This window comes from Amphritea atlantica (assembly GCF_018860855.1).
Classification (GTDB): Bacteria; Pseudomonadota; Gammaproteobacteria; order Pseudomonadales; family Balneatricaceae; genus Amphritea; species Amphritea atlantica_A.
Map to the genome: position 1 here is coordinate 48711 of NZ_JAHKQE010000005.1, position 13555 is coordinate 62265.

Annotated in this window: 13 protein-coding genes; 8 read left to right on the top strand and 5 right to left on the bottom strand. The window is 47.5% G+C overall.

From position 1 onward, the window contains the following. Positions 1-218: 218 nt before the first annotated feature. The 3 genes from KO512_RS02155 to tauA all read right to left on the bottom strand — a co-directional run bounded on the left by KO512_RS02155 (position 219) and on the right by tauA (position 3098). A complete protein-coding gene (locus KO512_RS02155; protein ID WP_215950696.1) occupies positions 219-1124 on the bottom strand; it encodes an ABC transporter permease subunit in 906 nt (301 codons plus the stop codon). Beyond that, complete coding sequence (locus KO512_RS02160) at positions 1124-1972, bottom strand: taurine ABC transporter ATP-binding protein (protein ID WP_215950697.1); 849 nt, start codon at positions 1970-1972, stop codon at positions 1124-1126. Before KO512_RS02160 ends, KO512_RS02155 begins: the two co-directional genes overlap by 1 nt. Before the next feature lie 97 nt (positions 1973-2069). After that, entirely contained in the window at positions 2070-3098 is a 1029-nt protein-coding gene (tauA, locus tag KO512_RS02165; protein WP_215950698.1) for a taurine ABC transporter substrate-binding protein, read from the bottom strand. Between the two features lie 165 nt (positions 3099-3263). Here tauA and KO512_RS02170 point away from each other — a divergent pair, with 165 nt between their 5' ends. The 7 genes from KO512_RS02170 to KO512_RS02200 all read left to right on the top strand — a co-directional run bounded on the left by KO512_RS02170 (position 3264) and on the right by KO512_RS02200 (position 10762). Continuing rightward, positions 3264-4733 (top strand): PLP-dependent aminotransferase family protein, encoded by a 1470-nt coding sequence (locus KO512_RS02170; protein WP_215950699.1) that lies wholly within the window; start codon positions 3264-3266, stop codon positions 4731-4733. A gap of 126 nt (positions 4734-4859) precedes the next feature. Beyond that, a complete protein-coding gene (locus KO512_RS02175; RefSeq protein WP_215950700.1) occupies positions 4860-5597 on the top strand; it encodes a sulfite exporter TauE/SafE family protein in 738 nt (245 codons plus the stop codon). 10 nt (positions 5598-5607) lie between these two features. After that, complete coding sequence (locus KO512_RS02180) at positions 5608-6369, top strand: SDR family NAD(P)-dependent oxidoreductase (protein ID WP_215950701.1); 762 nt, start codon at positions 5608-5610, stop codon at positions 6367-6369. Between the two features lie 25 nt (positions 6370-6394). Next, positions 6395-7780: an aminotransferase family protein gene (locus tag KO512_RS02185; RefSeq protein WP_215950702.1), complete on the top strand. Its 1386-nt coding sequence runs from the start codon at positions 6395-6397 to the stop codon at positions 7778-7780. A 115-nt stretch (positions 7781-7895) separates the two neighbouring features. Further along, positions 7896-9227 carry a tetratricopeptide repeat protein gene (locus tag KO512_RS02190; protein WP_215950703.1) on the top strand — a complete coding sequence of 444 codons (1332 nt, stop codon included), beginning with the start codon at positions 7896-7898 and terminating at the stop codon, positions 9225-9227. A gap of 328 nt (positions 9228-9555) precedes the next feature. Next, complete coding sequence (locus KO512_RS02195; protein WP_215950704.1) at positions 9556-10029, top strand: c-type cytochrome; 474 nt, start codon at positions 9556-9558, stop codon at positions 10027-10029. 79 nt (positions 10030-10108) lie between these two features. Continuing rightward, positions 10109-10762: a cytochrome b/b6 domain-containing protein gene (locus KO512_RS02200; protein ID WP_215950705.1), complete on the top strand. Its 654-nt coding sequence runs from the start codon at positions 10109-10111 to the stop codon at positions 10760-10762. Between the two features lie 93 nt (positions 10763-10855). Here the strand turns inward: KO512_RS02200 and KO512_RS02205 are convergent, their stop codons facing one another. Continuing rightward, complete coding sequence (locus tag KO512_RS02205) at positions 10856-11731, bottom strand: AEC family transporter (protein WP_215950706.1); 876 nt, start codon at positions 11729-11731, stop codon at positions 10856-10858. A gap of 309 nt (positions 11732-12040) precedes the next feature. Here KO512_RS02205 and KO512_RS02210 point away from each other — a divergent pair, with 309 nt between their 5' ends. After that, positions 12041-12991 (top strand): DUF7450 family protein, encoded by a 951-nt coding sequence (locus KO512_RS02210; RefSeq protein ID WP_215950707.1) that lies wholly within the window; start codon positions 12041-12043, stop codon positions 12989-12991. Positions 12992-13337: 346 nt separating this feature from the next. Here the strand turns inward: KO512_RS02210 and KO512_RS02215 are convergent, their stop codons facing one another. Further along, on the bottom strand, positions 13338-13541 hold the full coding sequence (locus KO512_RS02215; RefSeq protein ID WP_252734744.1) for a hypothetical protein: 204 nt from the start codon (positions 13539-13541) through the stop codon (positions 13338-13340). Between the last annotated feature and the right edge of the window lie 14 nt (positions 13542-13555).

Sequence of the window (13555 nt, forward strand, 5' to 3'; positions counted from 1 at the left end):
AGGTTAGAAAAGTGATGTGAGGAAAGTGATTAAAGATGTTTTTCGCGACGGGATGGCAGCCTTTATAAAAGCACTTTTTAAAGCACTTATTAAAAGCACTTCTGGATAGACCACTGGCATAGCCTGCCAATATGCAAAAGACAGATAAACACGGCAAGCGGTCTATCTGTCTTTATATTTCACGGCCTTAAATCAAGCGTGAATACTCTCAACCGGTATCAGCGGCCTTTCCAAGGAACCAGTTTTTTCTCTAAGTAGCGCATCAACATATCGAATAGGTAAGCGATGATACCAATAACGATAATACCCATGATGACGATATCAGTGACCAAAAACTCTGCTGCATTGAGCACCATAAAGCCCAAACCGGCCTGTGCTGCAACCATTTCGGCCGCCACCAACGTTGTCCAGCCAAAACCAATACCGATTCGCATACCGGTCAAAATTTCAGGCAAGGCGTTGATCAGAATAATCTGACGAATCACCTGCCAGCGGCTTGCACCCATCGAATAAGCGGCATGAATCTGCTCCATCGCAACGGACTTAACACCGGCCCGAGCACTCAGCGCCATCGGCGCGAAGATCGCCAGATAGATCAGTACAATTTTGGATACTTCACCGATACCTAACCAGATGATAACCAGTGGCAAATAGGCCAATGGCGGCAATGGACGGTAGAACTCAATAATCGGATCAAAAATACCGCGAGCGATACGATTAACCCCCATAAAGATCCCGATGGGCACAGCGGTGACCAACGCCAATAAGAAGGCAGAGAATACCCGCATCATACTCCAGCCGGTATGCTCCAGCAGCGTGGCGTTAGCAAAACCTTCAGTTGCCACCTCCCAAAAACGCATCACAACAGCGCCAGGGGATGGTAAGAATAACGGCTTAACCCACTGAAAATAGGTGGCGATATACCATAGACCGATCAGTAACGCCGTGGTGAATAAACTGATTGCTAAGCTTTTACCCTGTCCCGGCGCACCGTAGGATTCACCCGGTTTTACCGGACCTGCGGCAAATACGGATAAACAGCGTTTCAGAATACTGGGTGTTGCGACTGGGTTAATCGACACCTTAGCATTAACCGGTGTCGTAGCAGCTGTTGTCTGATTCATTAGTGTAATCCTCCACCTGCAGCTTCATCGCCGTGAATAATACCTAACACTTTCTCTCGCATAGCAATAAACTCAGGCATAGATTTAACTTTCCGAGCATCTCGGTTCTCAAGAAAAATCTTATTAAACTCCAGCGGAAATTCATGGGTAATACGCCCCGGACGCGGCGACATAATAATCAACCGTGACGCCATAAACAGAGCTTCTTCGACGCTGTGAGTGATAAAGAACATCATTTTCTTAGTCTCTAACCAGACATCCAACAGTAACTCCTGCAGCACTTCTCGCGTGAGGGCATCCAATGCGCCTAACGGTTCATCTAGCAGTAGCATCTGTGGATCGTTGGTCAGCGCACGGGCGATACCTACCCGCTGTTGCATCCCGCCAGATAATTGATAAACGGGGTGATTATGAAAATCTTCTAAGCCAACTAATTTAAGGTACTCAGCGGCGCGCGCTTTACGCTCGCTCTCGCCAACCCCTTGTAGCTTTAAGCCAAACGCGGCGTTTTCTAAAACATTCAGCCAAGGTAATAGAGCATGCTTCTGGAACACCACTCCACGGTCTTTGCCCGGCCCTGAAATCTGATCTTTCAGATCTAATCCACATGCGACCCGAGGTAGACCAGCAATGCTACTCTCACCAAGTGTCAGATAACCTTCAGAGGGTTGGATAAAACCTGCCATCAAGTTTAGCAGCGTTGTTTTACCACACCCGGAAGCGCCTAGTGCAACCACAAACTCCCCCGGTTCGATATTAAAATTAATACCTGAAAGTGCGGTGACGGCTTCACCACCATTCACTCCCGGATAAAGAACGGATACATCACGAATTTGTAATCGGCTCATAGCTAATCTCCTATAAACAGCCGTGTAACTCGAACCCTTTCACTCAGATGGGTGACAGCATCAGCCACCTAAGCGAAACGGTTATCTAGCAGAAAGATTAAAGCTTGGCGGCAGCTTCGGCGAAAGATGGGTTAACGAACACGCTGTAATCATCTGCGAGCGCGCGCACTTTACCCTGCTCCTTCAAAAACTCTGAAGTGAATTGCAACGCTTTAGACGCGCCACCTTCAGCACCACAACCCAACCAGGCACAACTGGTCTGCTCGGTCAAACTAGGGAAGTCATAGAGTGCCAAGACACCGGCAACGTTTTCCACAGCACCGCCAGTCATCGAAGCAATCCCTTTGATCATAGGCGACTCAATCGTTAGGCTATCTTTTTCAGCGCGGTAAGTGCTGTCGGCATCGGCAATCAACTTAATCACCTGAGCAACAAACTCAGGCTTGTCTTCACCGAATGACTTATTAATCACCAAACCATCAAAGGTGGCTTTACCCCAGCGGCTAAGATCACCGGAACTAAACAGCACATGACCTGATTGCTTAATACGGCCCAGCGCTGGATCCCAAATAAAGGCAGCATCGATATCGCCCCGTTCCCATGCAGCATTAATCGCATTCGGCTGCATATTGATCAACTTCACGTCTTTTTCAGTTAAACCAAACTGCTCCATGGCAAACAACATATGGAAGTGAGTTGTCGATACAAAAGGCACACCGATGTTTTTGCCTCTTAAGTCCTGTGGCGCAGAGATACCCGAGCCATCACGTACCACAAGAGCCTCAGCATCATTAATATTCTCTAAGATCCAAATCAGCTCGATATCCAAACCACGGTTCACCGCCGCAGCAATGGGGCTAGAACCCGCAGATGCCATATCAATATCGCCGGAGGCCATTGCCGTGATCACTTTGGCACCCGAATCAAAACGACGCCACTCGATATCCATCCCAGTCGCTTTCTCAAGCTGCTTCTCTGCTATCACCGTTTTCCAAGGATTCATCATTCCCTGGTAACCGATCGTTACCGTATCGGCACTGGCCAAGCTGGAAAATACAAATCCACTTGCAAGAACCGATAGCGTGGCTGCTTTTTTAACAAACTGGGTAATCTTTCTTGCGCTCATATTAATACTCCTAGAGGTGTGAAATCGGTTGATCTGTAACCAGACTAGAAGCAGACGTGGTATAAGCGATAGATCCAAGCATTTAAAACAATAGGTCCAGAGGCAGCAGATGGACTATTATTTGCATCAGATTGGAGCAATAACATTTCAATAGATGAGCAAAACATGCTTGAACAACATTTTCTTATCGAATTTGATCCAGAACGGACCCTTCAAGAGCAAACTCGCGAGCATTTGGTTAACCTTATTCTCTCGGGAAATTTGCCGTTCAACCAGCCCTTACCATCATCCCGCCGATTAGCCCAGTTATTGGGGGTTTCACGCAATACCATCGTGCTTATTTATGAGAGTTTAGTCGACAGCGGTTTTCTCGAAGCTCGCCCCAGAAAAGGCTATTTTGTGGCCCACGATTTCAGAAGCCCCGAAGCCATTAGCACCAATGTAGTGCACAGGTCAGATGATAGCTCACCTAACTGGCAACACCGATTCCGAAAAAAACCCAGTACTGAGTTGAATATCGTCAAACCCAACGACTGGCAAAGTTTTGAGTATCCATTCATATTCGGGCAGATTCAGCATGAATTCTTTCCATTAGAACAGTGGCGGGACGTTGCCCGTAAAAGTATGAGTGGACACTGGAATAAATACTGGCTCAATGACATGGTGGACTCGGACGATCCCATTCTCATTGAGCAGATACGCACACGTCTGCTACCTCGAAGGGGGATCTATGTCGAGCCTAACGAGATCATAGTGACCATCGGCACCCAGAACTCCCTCTACCTGCTGGCCAACTTACTCTGCAATACAAACACGAAGGTGGGTGTTGAAACGCCCTGCTTTCGCGATGCGTTTAACATTTTTTCATTGTTTGACAGTCAGATACATCAGCAGCCAGTGGATCAGGATGGCATCATCGTTGATGAACGCTTAGATAGTTGTGATTATCTCTACATTACCCCCAGTAGTCAGGTGCCAACCGGTGCTGAACTCAGTGACCCGAGACGCCAGTCTCTTCTGGATATGACAGTAAATCAGGATCTAGTGATTATCGAAGATGACTTCGACTCCGAGATCAACATGAAGCTAGACCCCAAACCCGCCCTGAAAGCAAACGATGAACACAACCGAGTAATTTATATCGGCAGTATGTCAAAATCGATCTCGCCCGGCATCAGAATCGGCTATATGGTGGCAGATGAAGAGCTGATCTCTGAGATTCGCGCATTACGCCGTCTGATGTATCGCCACCCTCCGGTCAATAATCAGCGACAACTGGCACTGTTCCTCTCACTCGGCTACTACGATACCTACTTACGCAAAATTCGTGAGATCAATGCGTCTAAACTTCAACGGATGGTTGAATCTGTTAACCGCCATCTTCCCCATATGCGCACCACTCAGGAAGTCAATTCCGGCGCCACCTCGATGTGGTTAAAAGCCCCTGAGGGGGTTAATACCGAGGAAGTCTCATGGGCTGCGGCTCGAAACAGCATTCTGATAGAACCCGGAGCGATCCACTTTCCCATTGCTAATCCACCCAAAAACTATTTCAGACTGGGCTTTTCCGCTATTGCTAACCATAAGATCGAACCGGGCATTGCGGCACTAAAAAAGGTTTTTGCCCAATTTTAGAACGCTGGTACTAAACTTCCTTTGCGCTGGACCTATAGCAGATCCCCCTTTCCCATCTACCGTATATCCAACGACCCGATCGCCATTATTTGTATTTGACGGGTCATTGATACCGGAGATCTGCTTATGCCTCATCAGGAATTGGCCATGCTATTAGTCTTTATCGCCGCCCTTGTGCGTGGCTATACTGGCTTTGGCTTTGCGGCCATTGCGATATCCGGACTGAGTCTTATCTGGCCAGCGCAGGTGAGTGTACCGGTCATTCTTATTATCGATGCCATTGGTGCTATCGGCATGTTATCGAGTGCCTGGAAGTCCGCCGATCGTACTCTACTGAAACACCTGAGTATTGGCGCCATTATCGGTATGCCGCTAGGCCTAACGGTATTGATTCAGGTGCCCGACCCCATTCTAAAATTCATTATCAGCATCGCCATTTTAGGCATGGCGCTGTGGATCCTATTCGTCCGTAACCTCAAGATAAAAGCCAGCCAATGGCAAACCTGTGGTATCGGGGGAATCTCCGGCGCCTTTACCGCTGCAGCCTCAGTCGGTGGACTTCCGATTGTCTGCTACCTACTAATGACCGCCCATGTTGCCCAGGTTCAACGTGCCACGATGGTGATCTTTCTCAGCGGCACCGATCTAATTTCCATTGGGTTAATGGCTGGCAGCGGCGTGGTTACTTACGCTCTGTTACAACCCACCCTACTGTTATTAATTCCTGCTGTGATTGGGGTGCAGGGCGGCCAGTGGTTATTCCACCGCAAGCCACCCTTGTCGTTTCGCCCTATCGCCTTACCCGTTCTAATGCTGTTGTCCAGCACCAGCCTCTACTTCAGCAGCCAAGTTATCTTTAGTTAAGGAGTTCACGATGAACAAAACAGCCGTTATTACCGGTGCCACTTCAGGCTTTGGCTTAGCCGCTGCACGCCGCTTCGCCAACGCGGGTTGGAACCTAATTCTTACCGGCCGCCGAGAGGAGCGCCTAGCCGATATCGCCGCTGAACTGTCCCCTAAAACAGCCGTGATGACACTCAGCCTAGATGTCTGTGATACCGCTGCAGTGCAACAGGCTTTTGAAAACCTGAAAGCGCCGTTTGACAATATTGATCTACTGATTAACAACGCCGGCTTAGCGCTAGGCACTGAACCGGCGCAACACTCAGAACTGAGTGATTGGCACCGCATGATTGATACCAATATCAAAGGGCTCACCACCGTGACCCACGCCCTGCTACCCAAGTTAATTGCTCGAGGTAAAGGCAGCAGCATTATCAATATTGGTTCCATTGCCGCCAACTGGCCCTACCCCGGTGGCAACGTTTACTGCGGTACCAAAGCCTTTGTCGAGCAGTTTTCCCTCGCCTTGCGCTGTGACTTAGGCGGCACCGGCGTGCGCGTAAGCTGCTTAGCCCCAGGGTTATCCGAAAGTGAATTTACACTGGTCAGAACCGGCGGTGATCAACAGGCCTATGACAACCTTTATCAGGGCGCCGAAGCGATTCAACCGGACGATATCGCCGATACGCTACTGTGGATCGCACAGTTACCGGCCCACCTCAATATCAACACATTAGAAATCATGCCCGTGCGCCAAAGCTGGGCACCCTTTTCAATTAACCGCGATGCCTGATAGCACGTATAACAGGAGTAACCTTATGTCACAGTACAGCGAATATAATACTGAACAAATTAGGTCCCATGACAAAGAGCATGTATGGCACCATCTAACACCCGGTGCTGCTGCCGAAAAAGGGATGCCGTTGTTTGTCAAAGGAGAGGGTTTAAACCTCTGGGATATCGAAGGCAACCAATACCTAGATGCATCCGCCGGTGGTGTTTGGGTCACCAATGTCGGCTACGGCCGTAAAGAGATTGTCGATGCGATCAGCGAGCAGTTGATGCAACTCAACTTCTTTGCCAGCTCAATGGCCAGCAAACCTGCCGCTATCTTTGCCAAAAAACTGATCGAGAAGATGCCCGGTATGCAGCGCGTTTTCTATTCTAGTTCAGGCTCTGAGGCTAACGAAAAAGCCTTTAAAATGGTACGCCAGATCTCTCACAAAAAATACGCGGGCAAAAAGAACAAAATTCTTTACCGTGAACGTGATTATCACGGCACCACCCTCGCTGCACTGAGCGCTACGGGTCAGTCACAACGCAAAGATCAGTTTGGTCCCTTTGTACCTGACTTTGTCGAATTCCCACACTGTTTTGAATATCGCAGCCAGTTTGGTGAAACCGAAAATTATGGCCTAAAAGCCGCCCAACTGATGGAAGATGTCATTCTTCGTGAAGGACCAGACACCGTTGGTGGGGTGATTATTGAACCGATCACAGCAGGTGGCGGCGTTATTCTGCCGCCGGAAGGTTATCTGAAAGCGGTCGAACAGATCTGTAAAAAATACGACATCCTGCTCATCATTGATGAAGTGGTTTGCGGCTTGGGTCGGACGGGCAAATGGTTTGGTTATCAGCATTATGATATCCAACCTGATATCGTTACGATGGCGAAAGGCGTCGCATCAGGCTATGCAGCAATCTCCTGTACCGTTACCACTGAAGCGGTCTATGAGAGCCTCCAGGAAGACTCATCAGACGATAAAATGGGCTATTTCCGAGACATTTCGACCTATGGTGGCTGTCTAGCGGGCCCTGCGGCGGCTGCCGCTAATATGAAGATTCTTGAAGATGAAAATCTACTCGAAAATTGCACCGAATTGGGTAAAACCCTGCTGGCAGGCTTAAAAGCGTTGCAAGCGAAATACCCTATTATCGGCGATGTTCGTGGCCTTGGACTCTTCTGTGGTATCGAACTGGTCAAAGACCGAACCACCAAAGAACCCGTGGATGAATCTGTTGCCATTCAAGTGGCTAACGCCTGTAAACAAGCGGGATTACTGATTGGCCGTACTAACCGTAGTTTCGAGCAATACAACAATATCATCAACATGAGCCCGGCTCTGTGTATCACTGAGGCACAACTTGATCAGATATTGACCATACTTGGCGGGGTATTTGCTTCACTCTCTGAACCTAAATAATCAGGTAGCTAACCGCTCAGCATTCGCTGAGCGGTTATTTCAGGGTTAAACAAAGATAATTTATCTTAATGACCGGCTAAACGTCATTACCTGAGGAGCCTAAGGAGAGAAACTTGTGAAGGATTTAACCGATTTAGATATCACCGTTCATAACCCATCAACCCTAGACCTCTATAACAGAGTCATTGCCGATCTCTGTCGCTTTAAGAACCCCGTTCCCCTCACTATACAGATGTTAGAAGCTGAACCCGATTTCGTGATGGGCCAAGTTTTTAACGGCCATATCAATCTTTGGACCACCGACCGTGATGATCTGCAATGGTCGCTAGAAAGCCTAGAAACAATCTCTCGCATCGACCCCTCCGGCCTTAATCGACGTGAACAGATGCACGTTGCTGCACTGCAAACCTGGGCTAAAGGCAATCTGGTAAAAGCCTCAGCACTCTTGGATGAAATCCTGATCGAATACCCACTGGATATCTTAGCGCTACTCAGCGGTCATCAACTGGACTTCTTCCTCGGTGATGCAACAAATTTGCGGGGACGAGTCTATCGCGTCTTACCCTCTTGGGACAAAGAACACCCGCTGTATGGCTATCTACTGGGCATGCTCAGCTTTGGTCAAGAGGAAGCCGGCCACTATGAGCAAGCGGAAATATCCGCACGGGAAGCGGTCGACCGCAATCCTCAGGATGTTTGGGGTATCCATGCCGTTGCCCATGCACTCGAGATGCAAAATAAGTATGAACAAGGCACGCGCTTTATGCAGGCCTACGAACAAAACTGGCAGAACGATAATGTGATGGTGTCGCATAATGCGATTCACCATGAACTGTTCTTGCTAGAAACCGGCGAGATGGCTAAAGCGATTGAGGTATACGATAACTTTGTTCATTGGGCCGATATCGAACCGATCCCTATGGCGTTGGTCGATGCATCATCGGTTTTATGGCGGTTATACCTTGAAGATGAAGCCTTGGGTGACCGTGCGAAAATCCTCAGCGACTCTTGGAAACAGAAAAGTGATCAGCTGTTTTATACCTTTAACGATGCCCATGCCATCATCGCGTTTGCCATCAACCATGATGAACAAGCGGCTAACAACCTACTCTCAGACCTAACACAATATGTTGCCTCCGGTGATCCACAGGTGACCAACCATGCCATGTCGTTACAGACAGGCCTGCCCGTCTGTGAAGCGATTGTTGCCTTTGCTAAAGGTGACTACAACCGCTGTATTGAAAAACTGATGCCCATCCGCAATACCACCGCACAGTTTGGCGGCAGCCATGCACAGCGAGATATCTTCGCGCGTACCCTGCTAGAAGCGGCGCTTCGGGCAGGCAATAAAAACCTCGCCACCGCACTGGTGAATGAACGATTAATGGCACGCCCTCAAAGCCCATACAACCAGAAAAAGCAGCAACAGGTACTATCTCTACAATAAGCTAAATCCATTTACCGCGAGAAGAAATGCTCAGACGACGGTTTCTTCTAGCGCGATCAACCCACTCTATCTCGCTATCAAGACTGGGCTGCGGCAGTACCGGCCATCACGGGTACTGCGTGGATCTATGGTTTAAATAGCTACGTTGTCGATAGTTGACTCACCCAAATAGCGTCGACTGAGCCAACATAACGCAACGCCATGAAAAAGAATTAAGCAACATTACTTTACATAACTTTACTTATCCGCCAATAATATTATGCTCTTCTCATATAGCTGGTAGTGATACCATTATGACGATTTTTAATACGACTAGGAGTGTCGAACAATGAAGATGTTTGTTAAATCAGTATTATGCGCAACGGTATTAGCGACAGTGGCTACACCTACTATGGCAGAAGATTTCGCCTATAAAGACCAAATTGAAGCCCGTCAGGGATATTTTCAAGTGGTTAAATTTAACATGGGTATCCTAGGCGAAATGGCTAAAGGTAAACGAGATTATGATGCGGATCTCGCCCAAGCAATCGCCAATAACCTGAAAAATGCTGGGACAATGGACAACAGCCTAATGTGGCCAAAAGGTTCAGATATGGATGCCGAAGGACTCTCTGGACATACCAAAGCGAAAGCCGCTATTTGGCAAGCAGACTCTGAAATCGGTGAAAAATTCGGAGACTTTGCCGCCGCCACTGAAACCATGGCAGCCAATGCAGGACAAGGTCTTGATGCCCTGCGTGATGCTATCGGTCCTTTAGGTAAATCATGTAAATCTTGCCACACTGACTACCGCGCCAAATAAGACCTCATCGGTAGCTTTATACGTTTGTTATAAAGCTACCGTCTACCCAATCTTCAATAGCATAAGGAGTATCGAATTGATGGTTAAAATTTGGGACATTCCAACTCGAATTTTTCACTGGGTGCTTGTTTTACTCTTCCTATTTCTAATTTATAGCGGTCGCTGGGATGACAGCCTGATGCAATGGCACTTCTATTGTGGTTATACGTTATCAGGATTGATTCTTTTCCGTGTTTTATGGGGCGTCGTGGGAACTCGTTATGCTCGATTTTGCTCTTTTGTGACCTCTCCGATCCAAGGTATTAGCTATCTAAAAGCAACCGTCACCGGTAAAGGAAAACACTTCTACGGCCATAACCCTGCTGGGGCGATGATGGTGGTAGCGCTAATCCTATTACTAATGCTGCAAGTCGCATCGGGCTTAGTCACCTCCGATGAGATAATGTGGGAAGGGCCGTTTTACGCCAGTGTCAGTGACGAGATTGCCAGTTTAGGTGCTCAAACCCATCACCTCGTTCAGTCGATACTCGTTTATCTTGTCGGCTTACATATTCTGGGTGTTGTCGTGCACAGTATTCTATTTAAAGAAAAACTGGTGACATCAATGGTGACAGGTACAAAAAAAGATTTAGGCGATGCGATCCCTCGGGAGTCAATCAATCCTATTGCGCTAATTCTCTGTCTTGCCATCAGTGCCGGTTGGGTTTATTACCTGTTTAGCTTGCCGATTTAACCGGTTAGTACAGCGGTAGGCGAGCTCTTAAAAGAGAATTCAAATCGATTGACCATTACTAAAATCGACTAAGTAATGGTCAATTGCTCCCCTCTAAAGCACGTACCAAAGTAATGCAGGTAATGTTACAAAGCCCATAAACGTGGATACGATAACCAGTCCGGCGACCTCTTCCGGACGCTGATCATATAACTGGGCAAATAAATAACAGAACACCGCGGCAGGCATGGCACATTGTAAAATAATGACGCCAGCCGCAGCACCTGTCAGCCCCATCATCCAAACAATCCCTAAGCCGACACCGAATCCCATCAACAAACGCAATACCGACAAGCCAAAGGCAACCTTCAGACTGCCAACTTTCAGACTTGCGAGTGAGACACCGAGCGTGAACAGCATCAACGGTATTGTCAGATCACCAATCAACTTAGTTGTATTAAACAGCCAGTCAGGCACGGTCAAATCGCTAAACAAAAACACCGCAGCGAAAGCCGTCGCCGGAATAATAGGCATCTTCAGCAATGATTTAAGCGAGAAACTGCCAGAGACAAACGCCACACCGAGGGTCATCTGCACAACCACATAGACCGTAAAAAAAGTCACCGCCAACGCGAGCCCTTCTTCACCAAAGGCCAACATACATAAGGGCAGACCAATATTGCCGACATTTGGCCAAGTTAATGCCTGCAAAAACGCCCGCTGTGGCAGTTTAAACAGTGCCAGCACCGCAGCACCGATCAGTGAAAATGCCAAAATCGCCGTTAGGGCCGCTAGCCCCATATCGTATAAATAGGATGGTTCTAACTCAACCTTAGCCAAAGCATAAAAGACTAAACAAGGGGTCGCAAAATAAGTCACGATGGCTGTTACTAGCGAAGTATCAAAATCTTTTCCGCTTTTAGACCAGCCATAGCCGATACCGACACAAACAAAAACAGGCATCAAAATAGAAAAGATCACTGAAAACATACAAGAACCTTAAGTTAGATAAATTATTGAGTCGACACTCAGCACCGCGGATAACACTGCCTATCGGCCACCTAATTTACCCCATAAGACCTACAATTTCACAGTAGCACGTCATATTTTCTTTGTTATTCACAGCCAAACCGTCAGTAGATCCGACTATTAACCTTTCGAATTCGCTATTGAACGCCTCAAAACTGCTTTTATAGATATACCCGTTCTAACCTGTCGTTCACGACAGTTACCCACTGACGATAACTTTTGTAGATTAAATACCATAACGCTAATAAATCGCCAAAATGGAATTTAATCATGAAAAAGTATCTACTTGTCCTCGGCATCACAACCCTGGGTATTGCCAGCCCTACATTAGTGAATGCTCAAAGCGTTTCCTATACCTCAACGCAGAATTCAGGCCCATTAACTATCACCAATAGTGAGTTCCCCCCCGGTGTTTATGATTATCCAACACAGATAAGCGCTCGTTGGCATGCCACTTTTAATGAGACCAGCGCCGATAGAATGTTTATGCACACCTTTAATATTAAGGTAGGCAAGAACTGTAGCGTATCGGCAGCGACATTAAATATGAAGGTAACATCGCTCGGCAATCAAGTGCCTGTGAATGATAAATTAGGCTTTTTGAATAATGCCCAAGGTATTTTTAGCACCACCGTATGGACTCAAAATGACCCCCTAGGCGCATCAAAAAACCTGTCATACAACTTAGCATCGCTGCCGGGTGTAGGTTCTATTTTGAATACGCTCAATGACGGAACCTTCAGCATATACCTGCAAGACGATACTGCCGTTAATAGTGTGACATTACGCACAACCGTTACGTGCCCCGATGCTAACCCCTATGGCGGCCCTGTTGACGTAAAAGGTGAACATTTCCAATGTTACGATGTGAAGCCTGCTGAAAAATCAAAACCGGTTGAAATCACCATTCAGGACCAGTTTGGTCGCGATAAAGTGGTATTAGGGCAACCCGTTATGCTGTGTAACCCTTCAGCTAAAATTCATGGCAAAAAAAGCTATAAGATCCAAAATAAAGAGCGCCACCTAGTTTGCTATAACATCCTGAAACAGCGCTCACCTAAAAGTCTGAAAGTACAGATTAACAACCAGTTTGAAGGCAATGGATTACAAACCGGAGAACGTCAAATCTTCTGCGCCCCATCGCTGAAAAAGCATATCACCGATGCCCGTCCTCAATCCCACGAGGCCGCAATGAAACCGATGAAGAAAACGCTGAATTAACCAGCCTTAATTAATCTTTATTCGCCTGACGATCAAAAATCAGGTCTCGCCAAACCAAAAGCCTGGGCTTCGACCTAGGCTTTTCTGTTTCTGCTACAAGCCTATTAGCTATTTAAAACGTCAGCGACGAACAGTAACTAGGCTCTCTGCGGATTCGACTTACCCTTCAACAATAACCTCTTCAACAATAACCCCTTTAACAATAGCCCTTTCAAGAATAGCTGCATGCTGCACTTCAATCGGCAAGCGCACCATAAAAAAAACGCCCTGCCTGCAAGCCGAAGCTACGGACAGAGCGTGTTGGTGTTACCCTGCGAACGAATGAGCCATTAAGAAGGCTGTTTAGTCATACGTAGGTAGGCAGCTTTACGTCGATAGTACCGAACTTAGCCTTCGCTTCTTCATCATTCAGCGACAGACCCACGATAACATCTTCGCCTGCTTGCCAATTAGCTGGTGTCGCAATAGGTCCTTTAGCGGTTGCTTGCAGTGCATCCAGCGCACGCAGGACTTCAGCAACGTTACGGCCAACAGACATTGGGGATGTCATGGATGTATCTATTC

Bases quoted from the DNA above. Each gene is read 5' to 3' on its own strand.
- KO512_RS02155 (WP_215950696.1), bottom strand. From the start codon at position 1,124: ATGAATCAGACAACAGCTGCTACGACACCGGTTAATGCTAAGGTGTCG.
- KO512_RS02160 (WP_215950697.1), bottom strand. From the start codon at position 1,972: ATGAGCCGATTACAAATTCGTGATGTATCCGTTCTTTATCCGGGAGTG.
- tauA (WP_215950698.1), bottom strand. From the start codon at position 3,098: ATGAGCGCAAGAAAGATTACCCAGTTTGTTAAAAAAGCAGCCACGCTA.
- KO512_RS02170 (WP_215950699.1), top strand. From the start codon at position 3,264: ATGCTTGAACAACATTTTCTTATCGAATTTGATCCAGAACGGACCCTT.
- KO512_RS02175 (WP_215950700.1), top strand. From the start codon at position 4,860: ATGCCTCATCAGGAATTGGCCATGCTATTAGTCTTTATCGCCGCCCTT.
- KO512_RS02180 (WP_215950701.1), top strand. From the start codon at position 5,608: ATGAACAAAACAGCCGTTATTACCGGTGCCACTTCAGGCTTTGGCTTA.
- KO512_RS02185 (WP_215950702.1), top strand. From the start codon at position 6,395: ATGTCACAGTACAGCGAATATAATACTGAACAAATTAGGTCCCATGAC.
- KO512_RS02195 (WP_215950704.1), top strand. From the start codon at position 9,556: ATGAAGATGTTTGTTAAATCAGTATTATGCGCAACGGTATTAGCGACA.
- KO512_RS02200 (WP_215950705.1), top strand. From the start codon at position 10,109: ATGGTTAAAATTTGGGACATTCCAACTCGAATTTTTCACTGGGTGCTT.
- KO512_RS02205 (WP_215950706.1), bottom strand. From the start codon at position 11,731: ATGTTTTCAGTGATCTTTTCTATTTTGATGCCTGTTTTTGTTTGTGTC.
- KO512_RS02210 (WP_215950707.1), top strand. From the start codon at position 12,041: ATGAAAAAGTATCTACTTGTCCTCGGCATCACAACCCTGGGTATTGCC.
- KO512_RS02215 (WP_252734744.1), bottom strand. From the start codon at position 13,541: ATGACATCCCCAATGTCTGTTGGCCGTAACGTTGCTGAAGTCCTGCGT.